Below are 15,471 nucleotides of genomic sequence, written 5' to 3' on the forward strand. Positions count from 1 at the left end.
CAGGTTTCTTGTCACTGGTATGACAGTATGACTGTTTGAACTGTTGCCGCAAGGATACAGCCGCCGCCGGGGAGGTAAGCTATGAACCTCGCCTGAGAGTCTTCCCATAAGGGCGGGGGTTTGCCATGAAAAAGCGTTTGCTGGTTCTCAACGTTCTCGGCGCGGTCGCGCTGGCGGGTGCGGCGCAGGCCGCGGATCTCGCGACCAAGCCGATGGTCACCAAGGCTCCGGTGGCGCCGGCCTTCAGCTGGACCGGCTTCTACATCGGCGCCAATGCCGGCTACGGCTGGGGCCAGACCACCTTCTCCAATTCCTACGATCCGCTGAACCCGAGCACCCTGGTGAACGCGGATGCCGACTTCGGCACCGACGGCGCCGTGGTGGGCGGCCAGATCGGCTACAACTGGCAGATCAACCAGGTGGTGCTCGGCGTCGAGGCGGATGCGGCCTGGTCCGACATCTCCGGCTCCGGCTCCTATTTCAACGGCGTGGCGTCGAGCTGCGTGCAGAGCAATGACGCCTGCACCGCCAAGACCGAAGCTTTCGGCACCATCGCCGCCCGCCTCGGCGTCGCCTTCGACCGCGTGCTGGTCTACGCCAAGGGCGGCGCGGCCTGGGCTGTCACCAAGTACACCGCCGGCAACACCGACTTCGTGACGCCTGCCTTCTCCTACCAGGCGAGCGTGGACGAGACCCGCTGGGGCTGGACCATCGGCGGCGGCGTGGAATGGGCCTTCACCAACAATTGGTCGGCCAAGGTCGAGTACAATTACATGGACTTCGGCAGCAGCGACGTGACGTTCAACTTCGTGCCGAACACCTTCATCCACCCCTATGCCGCCACCGTGGGCCAGTCGCTCCAGGTGCTGAAGGGTGGCGTGAACTATCGCTTCTGAGAGCCAACGCGCCGCTGCGGCCGGTTCTTCCGCCGCAGCGGCGCCTCTTCGATCTCGCAGGCCCCGGCATCGTCCGGGGCCTTTTCTTTTGGCGGAGGGCGGGTCCACAGCGGCCGCGCAAGCTCCGGCGCCAAAGCCGGGCTCCAAAGCCGGCCCTTCACGTCCCGCGCGAAGGGCCGCTTCCCCGCTCCCGCCCGCTCTGGTGCACCGTCCCGGGGCGTCGGTGGCTGTGTCGCGCCGGCTGGCCCGGAAGGCGTCGGATGCGCCGGGAGCCGCGCCTCCACCAATGACCTCCGCCAATGAAAAGCGCCGCGCCCGATGTTCCGGACGCGGCGCTTTTCGTTCCTGGCTCTTTCCTGGAGCTCAAGCCGGCTCCACCTGCTCCGGTCTCACCGCTCCGCTCTCGGCGCGCCGTGGGGCCGATCCGCGGCGCCTGCCGGCGTCAGTGCACCACCGGCGTCACGAACTGCAGGCCCAGCACCATCAGCCCCACCGCCGCCACCCAGCTGCCGCTGGCGCGCAGGGCGATGGGGCGCCAGCCGCCCACCCCGCCCAGGAAGGCGATGGCGCCGCCCGTGCCCAGCGTGAGCGCCGCATAGCCCACCGCGGTCATGCCGGAGAGGAACAGGAGGCGGTCGGTGTTGGCCGCCATGGCCTCGCCATTCTGGAAGCCGTGCAGCAGCCCCATCACCGCCACCAGGGCGATGAGGGCGGGCAGCGGCAGCCGTGCCGCCGCGGCCAGCGCCAGCCCGGTCACGGCCACCAGCCCCACGTCCAGAACCGAGGCGCCGGGCAACGCCGTCACCACTTGCGACAGCAGCCCCCCGCACAGCAGCGCCAGCGGGAACACCGGCACCACCCAGCGCGCCCGCTGCGGCCCCTGGAAGGCCGCCAGCGCGGCGAGGGCGGCCCAGGGCAGCATCTGCTTCAGGTCCGTCAGCGGATGCAGCATGCCGCCGTAGAAATCGCCCAGCCGCGTCTCCACCAGATGGGCGTGGGCGGCCGTCGGCGCGACGACAGCGAAGGCCGCCGCCGCGAAAGTGCGGAAGGTCCGGCGCTTCATTCCACCACGCCCACCGCCGCCAGCAGGAAATAGACGCCGGCGCAGCCGATGGCGGCGCCGCAGCCGCGCACCAGCTTCGCGCCGGCCGGCCACTTGATGAGCTCGCCGATGAGGATGCCGACGAGGTGCAGCAGGCCGGTGGCCACCACGAAGCCCACCGCATAGGCCACCGGGTCCGCCGCTTCAGGCAGTTCCCGGCCGTGGGCGTAGCCGTGGAAGATGGCGAACACGCCGACGATGCAGGCGGCGATCGCCAGCGGCAGGCGCACGTTCATGAACACGAACAGGCCGAGGGCGATGCCGGAGACGGCCACGCCCTGCTCGATGAAGGGCAGGGGCACGTTCATCACGCCGAGCAGGCCGCCGAACGCCATCACCAGCGGGAAGGTGATGGGCAGCACCCAGATGGCCGGGGCGCCGAGCTGGGCGCCCCACAGGCCCACGGCCACCATGGCGATGATGTGGTCCGGGCCGAGCATGGGGTGCATGAAGCCGCTGGTGAGGCCGCCGGCCACGCCGACGCCGGTATGGGCGAGGGCGGAGCTGAGCGGCAGCGCCGCGAGGAGAAGGGCTAGGGGCAGGCGGAGCGCCGAATTGCCAGATGTCATGGCGGGTCTCTCGTGCTTGCGTTCAGAAGGGAGCGGGCGTCACACCCGCGACAGGAACCAGAAGGCGGCGACGCTGCCGACGGCATAGGCGGGCAGCGCCGCGCCCCAGCGCGGCAGCAGCGCCCCGGCCCGGCGTTGGGCCCAGATGAGCGCCAGCACCACGGCGACGAAGGTCAGCTGGCCGATCTCGACCCCCACGTTGAAGAACAGGAGGGCGATGGGCAGCGTCGCCTGCGGGATCCCCAGCGTGGTCAGGGCGGTGGCGAAGCCGATGCCGTGGAGGAGGCCGAAGGCGAAGGCCACGATCCACGGATAGCGCGCGCTCCAGCCGATCTGGCCGCGCTGCTTCTTCACGATCTCCACGCCGACGAAGACGATGGAGAGGGCGATGGTGGCGTTGAGCGGCCCGGGCGGGATGCCCACCCAGCCGAAGGTGGCGGCGGCGAGCGAGAGGCTGTGGCCCACGGTGAAGGCGGTGATGGTCTTCACCAGCGGCCAGCCGCCGCCCACCAGCCAGATGAGGCCGAGCACGAACAGCAGGTGGTCGATGCCCAGCAGGATGTGGTCGATGCCGAGGTTGGTGTAGGTCTGGGCCAGGTCGAGCCAGGCGGCGAGGTCGTGGCCCGGATCGCGCGCCACGGTCACGAAGGGGGTGGTCGCGCTCACCGTATAGGCCTGGGCCGGCCCCTCCCGCGGGATGATCCGGAAGGTGGCCACCGATTGCTTGCTGCCGAGCCCCATGAAGCTGATGCGCCCGGCCAGCCCCTTCTCGCCGCAGTTCAGCTCCGGCTGGCTCCAGGTGCAGTGGGCGGGGAAGATGGGCTGCAGCCGCATGTCCACCGGCGGCATGGTCCACTGGCCCATGTACCGGCCGGGACCGATCTCGCGCAGGGTGATCACCGCCATGGAGGCTTCGTGGGCGGCCGCCGGCCGGGGCCCGGAGGCGAGCACGCCGGCGAGAAGGAGGAGCAGCCCGGCGAGGGCCCGGCGCGCGGAGAGCGGGAACAGGGCGCTCATTTCGCCGCGTCCGCTTCGTCGCGGCGGATCACGTAGGCCTTGCCCAGCTCACGCGTGGCGGCGATGGCGAGCACGCGGCGCCGCTCGTCCTTCCACGCCTGCTCCACCTGCGAGCCGACCTCTTCCAGGGGCACCTTCCGGCCGGGCGTGAAGGTGTCGAGCCGCACGATGTGCCAGCCGGCGGTGGACGGCACCACGCGCCACGTGCCGGCGGGGCCGGCCATCAGCGCCGTCACGAAATCCTTGCCGAAGGAGGGCTCCAGCGTGGGGCTCGGGCGCTGGGCGTAGATATGCGCCCGGTTCTGGAGGTCCTCCGATTCGGTGCCGGCCTCGATCTGGGCGAGCGCGGCGCGGGCCGCCGCTTCGGCGTCGGGGCCGGAGAAGGGCACCTCGATGAAGCTGACCTGCTCCGGGATGTCATATTGCACGCGGCGCTTCTCGTACCAGGCGGCAAGCTCCTGCTGCTTGGGCTGGGGCACGTCCACGCCGCCGAAGATCAGCAGCCGCATCTTGTGGGTGACGCGGTCGCGAATCATCTCGTCGCCCTTGTCGAGGCCCTGGGCGAGCCCCTCGCGGAAGGTGATCTCGTTGAGCAGCCAGAGGTCGACCAGGCGGGCATATTCGTCCGCGCCCGGCTCGCGCTGCTCATGCGCGTTCTTGAAGGCGTCGACGATGGACTGGCGGACCTCCGGCGTCACCTCGATCAGCCGCTCCTTGCTCACGGACGGGGTGACGGCCGCGTGCACCGCGAAGATCAGCGCGCCGAGCGCCATGAACTGCACCAGCGGCTCGCGCACGATGGTCCAGACGAGCCCTTTCTTCCCCGGAGCCTCAGGGGCCGTCCGGCCGGCATCCGCCGACCCGCCCGCCGGCGTCTCACTCGACGACGTCACTTGCCCAACCCTCCTGCGAAAACCCGCGCGACCGGGGCGCCACGATCCGGGGTGCCCCGGGGCGCTTCCGATACCGCCGAAGCGGATCCACTAGTCGTTGGGCGGTGTCGCGATCATGACAGCCGATGCGGAATGCTGCGCCGGCGGAAGAAGAGAGGTCGGAAGGCGGGAGGACGCGAGCCGCGCCTGCCGTCCGCGGGGCCCCGGAACCGCCCTCATGTCCCCCCCTTGCACCCGCGTCACCGCCTTCCGGTTGATGGTTCGCCGGCTGAGCGCGCATGGGTCCCCAAAGGTCACAAAACTTTCACCTCCGTTTGGGAACGCGGTCACATAACACCGCTAAGTGCACCTCCTCCGCAGGATCACCACCAGAATCGGGGGTTGGGAAATGAAGGGCGGGAGTCTCTCGCAACAGATCGTTGCAGGTGCATCGGTCCTGGCCGTGGCGGCCGGGTCCGTGATGGTGTCGTCGGTGCCTTCGGTCGCCGACAGCTACATGGCCGGTGATTTCCATAATCACACGCCGTGCTCGGACGGCCGTTCGTCGGTCGCGACGATGGTGAACAAGGCCATCCAGAACTATGGCCTCGAGTGGCTCGGCGCTGCCGATCACGGCGGCTCCAGCCCGCGCGACTGCCGCGTGGACGATCCGGAAGGCGACGGCTCCACCACCGGAACCGGCAAGTTCTGGGACGTGGCCCCGGTCACCGAGGTGAAGGGCAACGTGGCCACCTCGCAGGGCCACCGCTCCATGTGGCGCTGGCAGAGCGCCGAGGAGATCATCTATCCGGAGCTCGTGCGGCTCGCGAAGAGCCTCAACAAGCCGATGCTCTATGCCGGCATCGAGACCAACGTGCCCGGCCACGAGCACACCTCCATGACCGTCATCGGCAACCAGAAGCCGGAGAGCTTCACGGTCGGCACCGGTGACGCCAGCGCGCTCGCCGAGTTCGAGTATCGCTTCGACCGCTCGGACACCGACACCAGCCTCGGCGCGCCGAACCACAACTGGACCGGCAAGGTGGCGACCGCCTCCGGCACCGGCTCGGGCACCGCGAACCACAACAACAAGGCCGTGCCCTCGGTGCAGTGGCTGCAGAAGTACTACCCGCTCGACAGCTACTACGTGCCTGCGCACGTGGAGCGTGCCGGCGTGTTCAACCCGAACGGCAACAACGGCTTCAACATCGAGCACTTCCGCGACTTCAACAACGCGGGCCCGACCGTCGCCGTCGGCTTCGAGAGCCAGCCGGGCCACCAGGCCTCCAACAACCGCGGCGAATACCGCGCCGGCTTCTGCGGCACGGGCTGCGACTCGGTGGGCGTGACCACCTTCGGCGGCACCGGCATCTATGCCGCCAAGGTCGGCGGCGTGTGGGACGCGCTGCTCGGCGAAGGCCGCAACTGGTTCTTCTTCGCCAGCTCCGACTGGCACAACCGCGGCCAGTTCTCCATCTACGAGGCCAGCTCCACCAACGACTTCTACCCGGGCGAGTTCCAGAAGCTCTACATCCCGCGCCCGGCGGCCGGCACCACCCTGCGCCCGCAGGTGGTCGTGGACGGCGTGCGCTCCGGCAACTCGTTCTCGGTGCAGGGTGACCTGATCACCGGCGAGCTGTCCTACAAGGCCGAGGTCATCGGCTATGCGGCCGCCGGCACGGCCAAGATGGGCCAGACCCTGGTGGTCCCGCGCGGCCGCTCGGTGAAGCTGACCCTCGAGGTGAACCTGCCCACCGGCACCAACAACTCGCCCTACAGCTTCGCCAATCCCTCCCTGAAGCAGATCGGCGTCACCGAGCCGCTCAACAAGCCGACCCTGCGTCACGTGGACTTCATCCGCGGCGACGTGACCGGCCTGGTGGCGTCCTCCAGCGCCGACTACACCAAGGGCACCAACAGCTCCGCCCAGATCATCAACTCGTTCAGCCCCAGCAACTGGACCGTGAGCGGGCAGAAGCGGACGATGGTCGTCACCATCACGAACGTGCAGAAGAACATGTACGTTCGCGCCCGTGGCTCCAACCTGCCGCCCTCCACTCCGGCCGAGACGGATGCCCAGGGCAACCCGCTCAACGACTGGGATCCGGAGAACACCGCGCAGGGTCCGTTCGTGCCCTGCACCGACGCCGCGTGCCCCTCGCACATGGCGGTGGTGAACGGCGCCAAGGTGTCGAGCTACGACGTCGCCGCCTGGTCGGACCTGTGGTTCTACGCCAACCCCATCTTCATCCGCGTCGCCGACCAGCCGAAGCTGCTGGTGGAGACCAACGGCGCCCTCGCGGTCGCCCTGAAGAAGTGAGACTGCCGGCCGGCGCGTCCAGCGCCGGCCGTTCCTCCGGTGGTTCCGCCGGATTGCTGCCGGGGGTCGAAACGACCTCCGGCTCTTTTTGCTTCAGGGTCCAGGTTTCATGATGTCCGAAGCGCGCGCGCGCCCCGCCGCCGAATCCGTCCTCGCCGCCGCTCCGGTCGAAGCCCCGCCGTCGCGCATCCGCGCCATCACCGCCGTGGCCTGCCTCTCGGGCTTCGCCGGGCTGGGCTACGAGATCGTCTGGTCGCGCATGCTGGCGGTGGCGCTGGGGCACGAGATCGTCGCCGTCCTCGGGGTGGTGTCGGCGCTGTTCGCCGGCCTGGCGCTCGGCAGCCTGACGCCGGGCCGCCGCATCGCCGCCAGCCCGCATCCCGCCCGCTGGTATGCGGGCCTCGAGCTCACCATCGGCCTGTGGGCGCTCGCCCTCATCCCGCTGACGCCGCTGGCCGCCGATCTCATGCCCTCTCTGGTGCCGGTGGACGCGGGCACGGCACGGCAATGGCTGGTCGCGTTCGCGCTGCCCTTCGTGCTGCTGCTGCCGGCGACCATGGCCATGGGCGCCACGCTGCCGGCGCTGGAGGCGGTGCTGGCGCCGCGCCTCGCGGCCGGCGGGGCGGTGGGGCGCGTCTATGCGGCCAACACCTTCGGCGCCGTGGCCGGCACGCTCGCCACCACCTTCCTCGTCATTCCCGCCCTCGGGCTTTCCGCGACCCTCGCCATCTGCGCCGCTCTCAACCTCGCCTGCGCCGCCGCCATGTGGGCGGGCGAGGGGCGCGCGCCCCGCGCCGTGCCGAAACCGAAGGGGCAGGGGCTCCCCGCGCTGGCACCGCTGTTCGTCACCGGCCTTCTGGGCATCGGCTATGAGGTTCTGACCATCCGCGTGGTCAGCCAGATCCTCGAGAACACCATCTACACCTTCGCCTTGCTGCTTGCCGCCTATCTGGCCGGAACCGCCATCGGCGCCGCCCTGTGGACGCGCTTCGGCCGCCGGGGAGCAGGCGAGGCGGCCACCACCGCCCTCGTCGCGGCCACCGCCCTGGCGTGTCTGGGGGGCGCGGCGGTGCTGGCAGGCTCGGATGGCCTCCTCCGTCTGGCGAAAGGCGCGCTGCCCGCCACCATGGCGGGGCGCCTGGGGGCGGAGCTGGCCATCGGCGCGCTGGCCTTCCTGCCGCCGACGCTCGCCATGGGCGCGCTCTTCACCCGGCTGGCGCAGCGGGCCAGCGACGCGGCGGGCGGCATGGGGGCGGGGCTCGCGGCCAACACCTTCGGCGCGGCGCTGGCGCCCATCCTGTTCGGGCCGGTGATGGTGCCCCACCTCGGCGCCAAGCTCGGCTTCGTGGCGGTGGCGCTGGGCTATCTGCTGGTGCTGCCGAACCTGCGGCGGGGCGCGCTGGCGGCGGGGGCGGTGGTCGTGGCGGCGACGGTGGCGCTGGTGGCCTCGCCCCTCTCCCTGCGCTTCGTGTGGGTGCCGCCGGGCGGGGCGCTGCTGTTCCACCGCGACGGCGTGATGGCGGCGGTGAGCGTGGTGCGCAACAGCGCCGGCGACCAGCATCTGCAGGTGAACAACCATTTCCGCATGGGCGGCAGCGCCTCCATTCGCTCCGACCACCGGCAGGCGCACATTCCGCTGCTGCTGCACCCGGATCCCCACCGCGCCCTGTTCCTGGGCCTCGGCACGGGCGCCACCCTCTCCGCCGCCGGGGATCATCCCGGCCTTCAGGCGGACGGGGTGGAACTGGTGCCCGAGGTGGTGGAGACCTTCCCGTTGTTCGCCGCCTCGGCGCCGCAGCTCGGCACGAATCCGGATATTCGCGTGCACATGGCCGATGCGCGACGCTTCGTGCGCAGCCCCGGTGCGCCTTATGACGTGATCGTCGCCGACCTCTACCACCCCTCCGTGGACGGCTCCGGAGCGCTCTATGCGCGGGAGCATTTCGCCGCCATCCGCGCGCGCCTCGCGCCGGGCGGGGTGTTCTGCCAGTGGCTGCCGCTGCACCAGCTGGACATCGAGACGCTGCGGGTCATCGTCCGCACCTTCCTCGAGGTGTTTCCCGAGGCGGATGCCTATCTCGCGCAATTGAGCGTGGAGACGCCGCTGGTCGCGCTCGTCGGCCGGGCGGCACCGCGCAGCTATCCCGCCGCCTGGATGGCGGCGCGCGTGCAGGACCGGGCGCTCCGCACCCGCCTCGCGACGCTGGATCTTGCGGACGACCTCTCCCTCTTCGGCCTCTATCTCGCCGGGCCGCAGGGGCTTGCCGCCTTCGCCGGCGCCGCCCCGCTCAACACGGACGACCGGCCCCATGTGGCCGCCCGCGCGCCGCGCGTCGCCTATGCGGCGGGCGATCGCCCCGCCGACCGGCTGGTCGCGCTGCTCCAGGCGCTGCCGCGCCGGCCCGAGGACGTGCTGGCCGGGGCCGACGCGCCCGCGCGCCGCCGCCTCGCCGCATATTGGCAGGCGCGCGACCGTTATCTGGAGATCGGTGCCGACATGCTGGCGGCCAAGGGTCCGCGGGACGTGGCCCGCACCCTGGCGCCGCAGCTGGTGGAGCTGGTGCGCACCAGCCCGGACTTCGCGCCGGCCTATCTGCCGGCGCTTGCCATGGCGCGGCAGCTGGCCGTCACGGACCCGGCTTCTGCACGACGGATCCTAGAAGCGCTGGATAGCGCAGCCCCTGGGAGGCCCGAAGCCCGGCAGGCGCTTGCGGGGCTTCCGCGGGGGTAGGGCCGGCGGCGGCCACCTTGAAGGGGATGGAGCCGCCGTCCGCGTGATAGTGGCGGCGAATGTAGCCGTTCCACTCGATCATGTAGTCGCCGGGGGGCAGGGGCTTGGTGGCGCGGAAGGCCACGTCCCGCACCTCGCCGGCGCTGCGCACCCAGTCGATGGGCCATTCGGCCTTGTCGGGGCCGAGCAGGCGCACCTCCTTCAGCTCCACCTCCACCATGAACTGGATGCTCATGGCCGGTTCCTGCTCGGTCACCACGTCATTGGCGTTGGGCGAGGACTGGTCGAAGGCGCACTGGGCGAAGGCCGGGGCCGCGAACAGGGCGAACGCGCCGGAAAGGGCGAGCGCGGCAAGGATGCGCGCGGAAGGGGCGGTGCGAAGGAGCATGGTCCGGTTCCGGATCAGGAGAAGCGCACGGCATAGCCGTGATTGTCGAGGCGGTCGGGGATGGCGTTGAAGGCGATGGAGATGCGCCGTTCCCCGTGGTTGGGCGGCACCTCGTGAAGCAGGTAGCTCGGGAACATCACGAGGTCGCCGGCGGAGGTCTGCGGCATCATCCATTTGCCGCCGTTGAAGGCGTTCACCCGCGCATTGGGGTTGGAATTGCCGAAGATGAAGCCCGCCCCGCCCAGCGCCTTGTGGAAGATGATGTTGGCGGAGGGGTGCGCGTCGGTGAGATAGACGACGCCGGAAATGAAGCTGTTGGCGTGGGTGTGGATGGCCTGCCGCCCGCCGGGCTCCAGCACGTTCACCCAGATTTCCTTGATCTGCCATGCGAGCGCCTCGCCGAACAGGACCTCGCCGAAGGCCGTCACGTGTGGCATCACCAAGGTGCCGAGCCGGGCGAAGGCGTCGTTGGCGCCGACGCCTGCCACCGGGGTGTGGGAGAGGTGGTCCGAGAAGGCATTGGCCAGGTTGGCGGAGCCGGTGACCTCGTCGGTCACCATGGCGACCGTCTCGGCATCCAGCAGCTTCTCGACGCGCATGACCGGGGTCGGAAAGAGGGGAATGACCTGGCTGGCGACCTGGCTCACGGCAATGCCCATCCGGAGAGAGAAACGACGCGGCCGCCCGCGGTAGTGGGCGTGACCTGCGGCCGGCACTCTCCCGGCCGCCCATGACCGGCCCATGACGGTCGGGTGAAGTGTCGATGACCGGTCGCGCGCATCTGCCGGCTCGGGCCCCGTGCTCGCGCTCAGTGGGAGGAGGGGTCGGGCTCGTTGGGGAAGGGCCGCTCGGCCGTGCGCCGCCGCCCGCCGCTCTGGGCCGGCACCGCGCCCTTCTCCGGCGGGGGCAGGGCCAGCTCGGCGCTGCGGCGGTCCATCTGAAGGAGCACCCCGCGCACGGTCACCTGCTTCAGGGTCCAGCCCCGGTGCACGTCGCCGGTGCGCAGCCGCATCACCGTGTTGGACGTCTGGTCGAGGAAGATGCCGAAGCCTTCCTTCGCCCCCACCACCGTGCCGATGAGGGCGAGGGGCGGGCGGGGTGCCGGGGCCGGCGCAGTCTCGGCCAAGGGCGCCACCGCCGCCGGGGCCGGCGCGGCCGAGGGCGGCGGCCGGCGCGACGGGGAGAACAGCGGCCGCTCACGGGTGGCGGTGAGGCTCTGCAATGGGATCCCCCACAGCGGATTGCCCCGCGGCGCGGCGGGCGCCGTCTGCGCCGGAGGCTCCCCGTCGAGGGATTGCGCCATCACGGGGCCGGCGAGGGCCGCCGCAAGACCGAGCATGGCGGCGGGAAGGGCGAGGGGAGACCGGGGGCGTCTCATCGCGTGCCCTGCCATTGGCCATAGACCGTGAGAAGCACGCGCAGGCGCGTATCGTCGTCGCCTCCGCCGGCGGAGGTGGAGGGGCCCTGCACCACCAGCTGGTCCACGAACAGGAAGGGCATGCCGGCCTCGATGTCATAGAGCAGCTTCTGCATCTCGCCCTGGGGGATCTCGAAATTGGCCGTGACGCCAAGGAAGCCGGGGCCGAATTCGCTGCCCTGCAGCTCCACGCGGGACGACATGATGCGTCCGTCATAGCGCGTCACGGCGGCGCCGACGCGCTGCATCAGGTTCGCGCCCGCGACCGTGACGGTGGGGCCTTCGAGGAAGGGCGAGCCGGCGGGCGGCCCGGCGGGCGCGGCCGTGCCGTCCGCCGCCGGCGGGCGGCGGCCCTGGAGACGGCCGAGGATCTCATCCGCCGTGGCCACCGCCTCCCGCTTCTCCAGGAGGCCGCCCACGGCGGAGACGGCCATGTGGGCGAGCAGCAGCACCGCGGCCCCGTAGCCGAGCGCGGCGAGCAGCGCGGGGCGGCGGGGCCAGGCCGCGCGAAGGGGCATGCTGCGCGGGGACGCGTGGCGCAGCGCGCGGGCGCGCCGCAGGAGCAGGGCGGGCAGGCGTCCGGCGTGGGTCGCCAGCCCGGACAAACGCTCCCGCAGCGGACCGAGGTGCGCGGGCTTCATGGCGTGCCTCCGAACGGCGTGCGGATCTGCGCCTCGATGTGGAAGCGCTCGCCCGCCTCCTCCGCCGCGCGGGTGGTGGGGGCGAAGAAGGTGGCGCGGGTGAAGCGCCGCGACTGCTCCATCAGCCGGATCAGGGCCGGGGCATCCTGCGATACGCCCATCACCTGCAGCTTCAGGCCTTCCACATGCATCTCCGTGACGAAGGTGTGGTCCGGCAGCACCTCGGCGAGGGCGTCCAGCACCAGCACGGTGGGGGCTCCTTCGTGCTTGCGCCGCTCCAGCGTGGCGAGGGCGCGGCCGGCCTCCCCGCCGTTCGAGGTGGTGAGGACGAGGCGGCGGGCGGCGATCTGCCGGTTGAGGTCGTCCAGCTCCCGGTCGAGGCTGCCGCCCGCCACGTCCGCCAGCAGCAAGGCGAGGAGGGCGGCAAGGCCGGCCCCGGCCAGCGTGCCGGTGAGGATGCGCCGCACCCGCGCCGGCTTGGGGGTGCCCGCGGTCGTGTGCGCATGCACCCGGATCGGCGCGTCGGCTCCCACGGGAAGGGTGGAGACGGCGATGGTCTTGGCGCCCAGCGTCTTCACCGCCTCCACCAGCGGCGCGATGCGCCCGCGGGCGGTGGCGGCGACGGTGAGGGCGATCCGGTCGTCGCCGAGGGGCGCGGGGGCGGTCCAGCCGAACACGGCGTCCGCCGCGTTCCAGGGGGTGAGGCGGTCGATCTGCGCGCGCACGATGCCGTCCAGGAACTCGCCGGCGCGCCGGGGCAGCTCCAGCGGGCGGAACAGGAAATGGCCGGGCTGGAGCGCAAGCTCCACCTCCTGCTCCTTCAAGGCCGCGGCGAGACCGGGCGGAAGGGGGCTTGCGTCCAGCCGGAACGGGGGCGGGGCGGGGGTGTCGCCGGCGCCTTCGAGGGTGAAGCTGCCGTCCGGCCCCTCCACCAGCCGCGTGGTGCCGGAGGCGTGGAGCAGGGCGCCGAGCGCCAGCACCGCCTCGGCCACGAGGTCGATGAATGTGGAAAAGGCGTCCGTGATGCGCTTGAGGGTCATCGCCGCGCCTCCGCGCGTGGGGGTGGGGGCGGCAGGTCGGGCGCGGCCGCGTCCGCCCGCCAGGAGAGGATGCGGTACGGGTCCTCGCCGAAGTCGCGCAGGAGGAGCACGGCCTCCGCCGTCCGGGTCCGCCCGCTGTCGAAGGTGACGCGGACGGTGACGCGCACGCTCTCCCCCGGCTCGGTGGTGGTGCCCGGCGGCACGGGGGGCGTCCCCTCCTGCGCGCCGTTGCCCGCGTCGGCGGCGGCGCCGGGCAGAGCGGCGAGGACGAGGGGGGAGGCCTCCCGCGCATTCACCTCGCCCCGGCCGCTGTAGACGGTGAGGAAGGGCATGGCCTGCGCCAGCAGCGCCGCGGGCAGGCCGGGCACGCGCCACACCTCGTCCACATGCACATAGGCCGCGCCGCGCGGGCCGTAGTCCAGGCCGGCGTCGCGATAGGCCTCGGGCAGCTCCTCCGAGCCGCCCGCCGGCGCGGTGCGCCAGCCGACGATGCGTCCGGCATAGTCCGCGGCCGCCTCCGGCTTCGCGCCGAGGGCGACGAAGAGGCCGGCGATGATGTCCTTGGAGGCGGCATTGAGGTCGATGCGCGCGCTCTCGTCCCGGAACAGCGCGAGCACCTGCGCCCGCCCCCGGCGGAAGCCGATCTCGCCCGAGGTGGGGCGGACCTCCTTCGGGGTGGCGATGAGCCGGTAGGCGGCAAGCTCCACCGCCCCTGCGGCGAGGCCGTCCGCCAGGATGTCCTCCTCCCGCGCCACGGCGGCCATGGCGCTCGCCGAGACATAGGTGGCGTAGATGCCCACGAGGGTGGCCAGCGCCGCCAGGATCCATAGCACCGCCACCAGGATGAAGCCGTCCTGCGCCTGCGGGCGGGCGGGCGGTTCGGGCGTGAGAGGCGCCGTCATTGGGCCGGGGTCTCCACGGTCTGGCCGGGCGGCGGGGCGCTGGAGCAGCCCTTCTCGGTCTTCTCGGAGACGCAGAGCTGCGGCACCTGCGCCCGCACCATCGCGGCGGTGGAAGCGGCGAGCGCGCGCCCGCTGGTGCCATCGCGCACCACGAGGCGCACCGCCCGGGGCAGCTCCTCCGCATCGCTCCAGTCGGGCCGCCATGTGCCGTCCCGCCCGGCATAGGAGAAGGAGACGTGGTAGGGCGCGTCCAGCAGCGGCACCGGCGGCCCGAACGCCCGGGGCGGGGCTTCCGGCGTGCGGGGCACGAACGGCACGGTGCTGCGCGCCAGCGCCGCGCCCTTCAGCCCGGAGGCCGGCGCCAGCTGCACGATCTCCAGCCCGGGCCGCGCATTGGGGCCGAGCGCCGTGCGCACGAAGATGACGGCGCTTTCCCCGCCTGCGAAGAAGGGTTTCTTGCTCTTGGTGTTCGCCGGCACGAATTCCGCCGCCGCGAGGTCCGCCGCCATGCGGTCGATGGCGAGGGCGAGGCGCTCCGTCTGCTGCACCCGGGCAAGGCCCCGGCTCCAGCCCGGCAGCCACTGGCCGGTGAGGAGGGCCAGGCCGGTGAGCACCAGCCCCATGAGCGTCATGGCGACCAGGGCTTCCACGAGGGTGAAGCCGGCCTGCGGGCGGGAGCGGGGGAAAGGGCGGGCGCGCGGGGTCATTGCGCCGTGCCTTTCGCGTCGGCGCGGGCGATGCGGATGGTTTCGAGCGTGAGGGTGGCGCCCGAGGGCGCGCGCACGCGGATGGTCACCGCCTGCGGCACCCAGTGCGGGTTGGCCGGCACGCCTTCCACCGCCAGCGGCCGCACGTCCATCTGCCAGCGGTGGCCGGAAATCTCCCCCTCGCTCTGGCCCGGCACGAGGGCCGCGCGGCCGGGAATGCCGGTCTCCACCGCCCGTGCGGTCTCCATGAGGGCGACGCGGTGGTCGAGGCTGCGCGAGGCCCGGGCGTTGGAGGCCACCAGGGCACCGATGGCGGCCAGCGAGCTTGCCAGCACCGCGAGCGCCACCAGCACCTCGATGAGGGTGAAGCCGGCGGTGGCGCGGGCCTCAGGAGGTGCGGCGCTGGACAATCTCCACCCCTCCCGTCAGCCAGTTGACCTTCACCTCGTAGCCCGCCCCGTTGCGGGTGAAGGCGACGACCCCGCCGCAGGAGAGGCCGCTCGGAAAGAAGGCGATGGCGCTGCCCGCCGGCCGGTCGTTGCAGAACTGGGGCAGGACGGCCTTCATCGTCACGTCCTTCGGCAGGCGCACCTCGCGCCGGCCGTCGCCGGAGCGCAGCACCCGGCCGGGGGCGTCAACGGTCGTCGCCACCGGGCGGCCGCGGCGCAGGGCGGCGGTGCGGTCCGCCTTCAGCAGCGCCGCCGCCTCCACCGCATAGGCTTCGAGCCGCGCGCGGGAGGTGCCCAATGGCAGGCGCGGCAAGGCGATGGCCGCCAGAGCCGCGACGATGGCGATCACGCACACCATCTCCACCAGGCTGAAGCCCGCGGCGGAAGAAGCGTCCATGTGCGTGGGGCGGGCCATGGGGC

16 protein-coding genes are annotated in these 15,471 nt (G+C 71.9%); 3 read left to right on the top strand and 13 right to left on the bottom strand.

What is annotated here, in order from left to right; all coding sequences use genetic code 11:
* The first annotated feature begins 125 nt into the window (after positions 1-125).
* Positions 126-896, top strand: a complete 771-nt coding sequence (locus V5F59_RS10365; RefSeq protein ID WP_393982340.1) for an outer membrane protein — start codon at positions 126-128, stop codon at positions 894-896.
* A 442-nt stretch (positions 897-1,338) separates the two neighbouring features.
* On the opposite strand, the gene V5F59_RS10370 is transcribed toward V5F59_RS10365, so the two are convergent.
* From V5F59_RS10370 to V5F59_RS10385, 4 genes are read right to left on the bottom strand one after another with little or no spacing between them, the layout of a single operon-like run.
* Positions 1,339-1,959, bottom strand: coding sequence for a HupE/UreJ family protein (locus tag V5F59_RS10370; RefSeq protein ID WP_393982339.1), 621 nt, complete (start codon positions 1,957-1,959; stop codon positions 1,339-1,341).
* Positions 1,956-2,567: a HupE/UreJ family protein gene (locus V5F59_RS10375; RefSeq protein ID WP_393982338.1), complete on the bottom strand. Its 612-nt coding sequence runs from the start codon at positions 2,565-2,567 to the stop codon at positions 1,956-1,958. Before V5F59_RS10375 ends, V5F59_RS10370 begins: the two co-directional genes overlap by 4 nt.
* A gap of 39 nt (positions 2,568-2,606) precedes the next feature.
* Positions 2,607-3,584, bottom strand: coding sequence for a HupE/UreJ family protein (locus tag V5F59_RS10380; protein WP_393982337.1), 978 nt, complete (start codon positions 3,582-3,584; stop codon positions 2,607-2,609).
* Positions 3,581-4,477, bottom strand: a complete 897-nt coding sequence (locus V5F59_RS10385) for a peptidylprolyl isomerase (RefSeq protein ID WP_393982336.1) — start codon at positions 4,475-4,477, stop codon at positions 3,581-3,583. Before V5F59_RS10385 ends, V5F59_RS10380 begins: the two co-directional genes overlap by 4 nt.
* Positions 4,478-4,919: 442 nt before the next feature.
* On the opposite strand from V5F59_RS10385, the gene V5F59_RS10390 reads away from it, so the two are divergent.
* Both V5F59_RS10390 and V5F59_RS10395 read left to right on the top strand, forming a co-directional pair.
* Positions 4,920-6,776 (top strand): hypothetical protein, encoded by a 1,857-nt coding sequence (locus V5F59_RS10390; RefSeq protein WP_509211217.1) that lies wholly within the window; start codon positions 4,920-4,922, stop codon positions 6,774-6,776.
* A 109-nt stretch (positions 6,777-6,885) separates the two neighbouring features.
* Positions 6,886-9,507: a fused MFS/spermidine synthase gene (locus V5F59_RS10395; RefSeq protein WP_393982334.1), complete on the top strand. Its 2,622-nt coding sequence runs from the start codon at positions 6,886-6,888 to the stop codon at positions 9,505-9,507.
* Here V5F59_RS10395 and V5F59_RS10400 read toward each other — a convergent pair.
* From V5F59_RS10400 to V5F59_RS10440, 9 genes are all read right to left on the bottom strand, one after another.
* Positions 9,404-9,895 (bottom strand): copper resistance protein CopC, encoded by a 492-nt coding sequence (locus V5F59_RS10400; protein ID WP_393982333.1) that lies wholly within the window; start codon positions 9,893-9,895, stop codon positions 9,404-9,406. The two genes, V5F59_RS10395 and V5F59_RS10400, sit on opposite strands and share 104 nt — an antisense overlap.
* A gap of 14 nt (positions 9,896-9,909) precedes the next feature.
* Positions 9,910-10,542: a TIGR02466 family protein gene (locus V5F59_RS10405; protein ID WP_393982332.1), complete on the bottom strand. Its 633-nt coding sequence runs from the start codon at positions 10,540-10,542 to the stop codon at positions 9,910-9,912.
* A 161-nt stretch (positions 10,543-10,703) separates the two neighbouring features.
* Positions 10,704-11,273 carry a hypothetical protein gene (locus tag V5F59_RS10410; protein ID WP_393982331.1) on the bottom strand — a complete coding sequence of 190 codons (570 nt, stop codon included), beginning with the start codon at positions 11,271-11,273 and terminating at the stop codon, positions 10,704-10,706.
* Positions 11,270-11,953, bottom strand: a complete 684-nt coding sequence (gene gspM, locus V5F59_RS10415) for a type II secretion system protein GspM (protein WP_393982330.1) — start codon at positions 11,951-11,953, stop codon at positions 11,270-11,272. The genes V5F59_RS10410 and gspM overlap by 4 nt, the downstream gene beginning before the upstream one ends.
* Positions 11,950-12,993 (bottom strand): PilN domain-containing protein, encoded by a 1,044-nt coding sequence (locus V5F59_RS10420; RefSeq protein ID WP_393982329.1) that lies wholly within the window; start codon positions 12,991-12,993, stop codon positions 11,950-11,952. The genes gspM and V5F59_RS10420 overlap by 4 nt, the downstream gene beginning before the upstream one ends.
* Positions 12,990-13,895, bottom strand: a complete 906-nt coding sequence (locus V5F59_RS10425) for a type II secretion system minor pseudopilin (protein WP_393982328.1) — start codon at positions 13,893-13,895, stop codon at positions 12,990-12,992. The genes V5F59_RS10420 and V5F59_RS10425 overlap by 4 nt, the downstream gene beginning before the upstream one ends.
* The gene (locus V5F59_RS10430) at positions 13,892-14,602 is read right to left on the bottom strand and encodes a PulJ/GspJ family protein (RefSeq protein WP_393982327.1); all 711 of its coding nucleotides are present in this window, start codon (positions 14,600-14,602) and stop codon (positions 13,892-13,894) included. The genes V5F59_RS10425 and V5F59_RS10430 overlap by 4 nt, the downstream gene beginning before the upstream one ends.
* Positions 14,599-15,012: a prepilin-type N-terminal cleavage/methylation domain-containing protein gene (locus V5F59_RS10435; RefSeq protein ID WP_393982326.1), complete on the bottom strand. Its 414-nt coding sequence runs from the start codon at positions 15,010-15,012 to the stop codon at positions 14,599-14,601. Before V5F59_RS10435 ends, V5F59_RS10430 begins: the two co-directional genes overlap by 4 nt.
* Positions 14,990-15,466: a prepilin-type N-terminal cleavage/methylation domain-containing protein gene (locus V5F59_RS10440; protein ID WP_393982325.1), complete on the bottom strand. Its 477-nt coding sequence runs from the start codon at positions 15,464-15,466 to the stop codon at positions 14,990-14,992. The genes V5F59_RS10435 and V5F59_RS10440 overlap by 23 nt, the downstream gene beginning before the upstream one ends.
* Positions 15,467-15,471: the final 5 nt, after the last annotated feature.

The organism is Xanthobacter nonsaccharivorans (assembly GCF_043194755.2).
GTDB classification, from domain to species: domain Bacteria; phylum Pseudomonadota; class Alphaproteobacteria; order Rhizobiales; family Xanthobacteraceae; genus Xanthobacter; species Xanthobacter autotrophicus_G.

Excerpts from the sequence above, each read along its gene's own strand:
- V5F59_RS10440 (WP_393982325.1), bottom strand. The coding sequence starts at position 15,466 with ATGGCCCGCCCCACGCACATGGACGCTTCTTCCGCCGCGGGCTTCAGC.
- V5F59_RS10370 (WP_393982339.1), bottom strand. The coding sequence starts at position 1,959 with ATGAAGCGCCGGACCTTCCGCACTTTCGCGGCGGCGGCCTTCGCTGTC.
- V5F59_RS10430 (WP_393982327.1), bottom strand. The coding sequence starts at position 14,602 with ATGACCCCGCGCGCCCGCCCTTTCCCCCGCTCCCGCCCGCAGGCCGGC.
- gspM (WP_393982330.1), bottom strand. The coding sequence starts at position 11,953 with ATGAAGCCCGCGCACCTCGGTCCGCTGCGGGAGCGTTTGTCCGGGCTG.
- V5F59_RS10400 (WP_393982333.1), bottom strand. The coding sequence starts at position 9,895 with ATGCTCCTTCGCACCGCCCCTTCCGCGCGCATCCTTGCCGCGCTCGCC.
- V5F59_RS10395 (WP_393982334.1), top strand. The coding sequence starts at position 6,886 with ATGATGTCCGAAGCGCGCGCGCGCCCCGCCGCCGAATCCGTCCTCGCC.
- V5F59_RS10425 (WP_393982328.1), bottom strand. The coding sequence starts at position 13,895 with ATGACGGCGCCTCTCACGCCCGAACCGCCCGCCCGCCCGCAGGCGCAG.
- V5F59_RS10375 (WP_393982338.1), bottom strand. The coding sequence starts at position 2,567 with ATGACATCTGGCAATTCGGCGCTCCGCCTGCCCCTAGCCCTTCTCCTC.
- V5F59_RS10410 (WP_393982331.1), bottom strand. The coding sequence starts at position 11,273 with ATGAGACGCCCCCGGTCTCCCCTCGCCCTTCCCGCCGCCATGCTCGGT.
- V5F59_RS10365 (WP_393982340.1), top strand. The coding sequence starts at position 126 with ATGAAAAAGCGTTTGCTGGTTCTCAACGTTCTCGGCGCGGTCGCGCTG.
- V5F59_RS10420 (WP_393982329.1), bottom strand. The coding sequence starts at position 12,993 with ATGACCCTCAAGCGCATCACGGACGCCTTTTCCACATTCATCGACCTC.
- V5F59_RS10380 (WP_393982337.1), bottom strand. The coding sequence starts at position 3,584 with ATGAGCGCCCTGTTCCCGCTCTCCGCGCGCCGGGCCCTCGCCGGGCTG.